The 2,913-nt window shown below is 41.4% G+C and carries 4 protein-coding genes and 1 riboswitch; of the genes, 3 read left to right on the top strand and 1 reads right to left on the bottom strand.

Features of this window, described 5'->3' with window-relative positions:
- Positions 1–371 (bottom strand): nucleotide-binding protein (locus tag PLK24_RS10245; protein ID WP_324478826.1); only part of this gene is annotated, 371 nt, incomplete at its 3' end.
- A 93-nt stretch (positions 372–464) separates the two neighbouring features.
- Positions 465–633, top strand: a riboswitch (cobalamin riboswitch).
- Positions 634–723: 90 nt separating this feature from the next.
- On the opposite strand from PLK24_RS10245, the gene PLK24_RS10240 reads away from it, so the two are divergent.
- The 3 genes from PLK24_RS10240 to PLK24_RS10230 all read left to right on the top strand — a co-directional run.
- Entirely contained in the window at positions 724–1,347 is a 624-nt protein-coding gene (locus PLK24_RS10240) for a precorrin-8X methylmutase (RefSeq protein WP_324478824.1), read from the top strand.
- Positions 1,344–2,405, top strand: a complete 1,062-nt coding sequence (cbiD, locus tag PLK24_RS10235; RefSeq protein WP_324478823.1) for a cobalt-precorrin-5B (C(1))-methyltransferase CbiD — start codon at positions 1,344–1,346, stop codon at positions 2,403–2,405. The genes PLK24_RS10240 and cbiD overlap by 4 nt, the downstream gene beginning before the upstream one ends.
- Positions 2,398–2,913: cobalt-precorrin-7 (C(5))-methyltransferase (locus PLK24_RS10230; RefSeq protein ID WP_324478822.1), on the top strand; the 516-nt coding region annotated here is incomplete at its 3' end. The genes cbiD and PLK24_RS10230, both read left to right, overlap by 8 nt.

Genomic DNA, 2,913 nt, shown 5'->3' with positions numbered 1-2,913 from the left:
GACATCGATCGTACATCGACTACCAAGATTACTGGTAGTTTAAGAATTTTGGCCACATGAGCGGTGCTTGCCCAAGACTCGGTTCCTAACCCATCGAATAAACCCATGACTCCTTCAACTATGGCCATTTCTCCTTTCTGAATCGACTGGAAAAATATCTTTTTTAAGTTCTCTTCTCCCAGTAAAAATAGATCCAGGTTGTGTGATTCATTTTTTGCAGCAGCTTGGTGATAGGAAGGATCGATGTAATCCGGCCCAATCTTAAAAGGAATAACCCGAAATTGGCGGGTCAATGCCCGTATCAAGCCAAGAGTTACTGTTGTCTTCCCCGAACCACTGTAGGGAGCTGCAATGACAATTCCTCGCGTCATCTTTGTAACATCCTTTGATAAATTTTATAAGAAACCTCTTGTCAAATTGAAAATAATGATTTAATCTACCATGTGATGAAGATAAAAACAACTGAATAGAAACATTCAACGGGTGTTCGGGAAACCGGTGAAAATCCGGTGTGGTCCCGCCACTGTGAGAAGGAACGAAAGGTTTGTTATGCCACTGGCGATGTCGCCGGGAAGGAAAACCGAGTAGGAAAAGCCTTCAAGCCAGGAGACCGGCCCGGGGAATATCTCAGTTTTCAGCTTTTGCGCGAGACGAAAGTTGAAATATTTTTTTGATATCGACCCGGGTCATCAGGCTTTTTTAATATTGAAAGAGGTCGATAGCATGGATTTTATAGAATCACAGAGTCTTCAACTGATTAAGACCGTTTTAGATCATTATTCCCTTCCTGATTATGGTCGTTTCCTCGTCGAGCGAGCCGTTCACGCAACTGCTGACTTTTCGATCGCTTCACTTTTTGTTATTCAACCAGGTTTCATTGAGACCTCAATGAATAAAATCGAAACCGGTTCCGAAATTTACTGTGATACCGAAATGGTTTCCAGTGGAATATCTCCTCGTCTCCTTCAGCAATGTGGAATCAAACTTACTGTTTTCGTTCATCAACAAGAATGTTATGCACGAGCTCAACGTGATAATATAACCCGCTCAGAAGCAGCTGTAGATTTGAGTTGTGAAAAAAACATTCGTAAATTTATTTTTGGAAATGCTCCAACTGGTCTCCTTCGGTTAGTTCAACATATCAACCAGGGATATCGGGCTGACTTTGTCGTTGGCATGCCGGTTGGTTTTATTTCGGCAGCTATTTCTAAAAAACAATTGTTACAAACCGGTGTTCCAGCTGTCGTTCTCTCCGGTCCCCGGGGAGGAAGTTCTATAGCTGCTTCAGTTTTCAATGCCCTTCTCAAAAAAAAGTTAGAAGAAAATGGAATGGAGATTATAAGATGAAATTGGGAATCACTACTGGAACTTGTTCATCGGCTGCCGCTCTTGGAGCACTTTTTAAAGCCTTAGGAAAAGACCCTTCTTATGTCAAGACTCAGCTTCCCAATGGAGAATATATCGAGGTCGAAATTATTCAAGCTGGAGTAAGATCCGATGGACGCTATTTCTCAATGGTGAAAAAGTATGCCGGCGATGACCCGGATGTCACCGATGGTATATTGATCGGTGCTTCTCTCCTACTAAGACCAGGAAAACAAAATATCTCGATTATTGGGGGAGAAGGAGTTGGAAAAGTAACCAAACCGGGTTTATATCTCGAACCAGGAGAATGGGCTATTAATCCCGTTCCCAAAAAACAAATCACCGATAACTTACTGCGATTTCTTCCCAAATACTGGGACCTTCAGGTTGAAATATATGTTCCGAATGGATCGAAGATAGCAACCCAAACATTCAATTCCGAGCTGGGTATAGAAGGCGGTATTTCTATCTTAGGAACTACGGGAAGAGTCTTCCCCATGTCGCAAGGTTCTTTTATGGAAACGATTCGTTTACAAATCCGTCAACGAATCGCTCTGGGATTTCATACCTTGGTCCTAGTTCCAGGAAACTATGGAGAGAAGTTTGCTCAAAGCCTTGGCCGGGATTCTCAACACATCATCCGTACATCTGGATATATCGGATTTGCTCTGGATACTGCCCGAATCGAGAAAGCAAAAAGAATCGTTGTGATTGGTCAGGTTGGAAAAATGGTAAAAATCGCTGGTGGAATATTTAACACTCATAACCAGGTTGCCGATGCCCGACGAGAAATACTATTTGCTCATTTAGTTCGATTTGGTTTACCAACTCAATTTTTTGATGATATTTGGTTAGCTACCACTGCTGAACAGGTTTCTCAAATCTTAAATAGCTGGCCATCGGCTGCTCAATTCTGGGATTATCTTGCTCATGAAATTGCTCTAAAAATCAACAAAAGGATCAAAAGTAAGTTATCGGTTGAAGTTTATATATTTTCTCTAAAGCAAGGCCTCCTGGGAAAGGATGTTCCTGATGAATAGGATTGTTATTATCAGCACCGGTCCAGGGAATCCACAATATCTACTCCCCATAGCTCATCAGGTCATAGCCCAATCCCAGGTTTTAATCGGACGACCTGACTTACTCGATTTGTGGGAACATCAAAATAAAGTTAAATTAACCGTCAATATGAATAACTTGTTCCATCAATTAATCGAGTTTCAAAATAAATATGAATTGACTGCAGTATTAATATCCGGTGACGCAACACTCTTTAGCTTATTGAATAATTTTCACTTCCCGCTCAATATCGAAGTTATCCCAGGAATCAGTAGTTTTCAGTATTTTTGCAGTCGTTTAAAAATAAACTGGAACACTCTCAAAATTATCAATTTGCATGGAAACAAAAAACTCTCACCGTTCATTCTGGCTTTGGAACAAGGGTATGAAATGATGGTTTTTACCGGTGGCCTTCATTCGGCAACCGATCTTCTAAAAATTGCCGCTTTAGTTTCTCCCAACCGGAGGGGAACGTTGGGTGTCAACCTG

It is taken from the genome of Atribacter sp. (genome assembly GCF_035418125.1).
Classification (GTDB): domain Bacteria; phylum Atribacterota; class Atribacteria; order Atribacterales; family Atribacteraceae; genus Atribacter; species Atribacter allofermentans.
The sequence above is the reverse complement of the archived record's forward strand: the minus strand, read 5'-3'. Positions and strand labels throughout refer to the sequence as shown.

Coding starts and splice junctions, on each gene's coding strand:
- PLK24_RS10240 (WP_324478824.1), top strand. CDS start 724: ATGGATTTTATAGAATCACAGAGTCTTCAACTGATTAAGACCGTTTTA.
- cbiD (WP_324478823.1), top strand. CDS start 1,344: ATGAAATTGGGAATCACTACTGGAACTTGTTCATCGGCTGCCGCTCTT.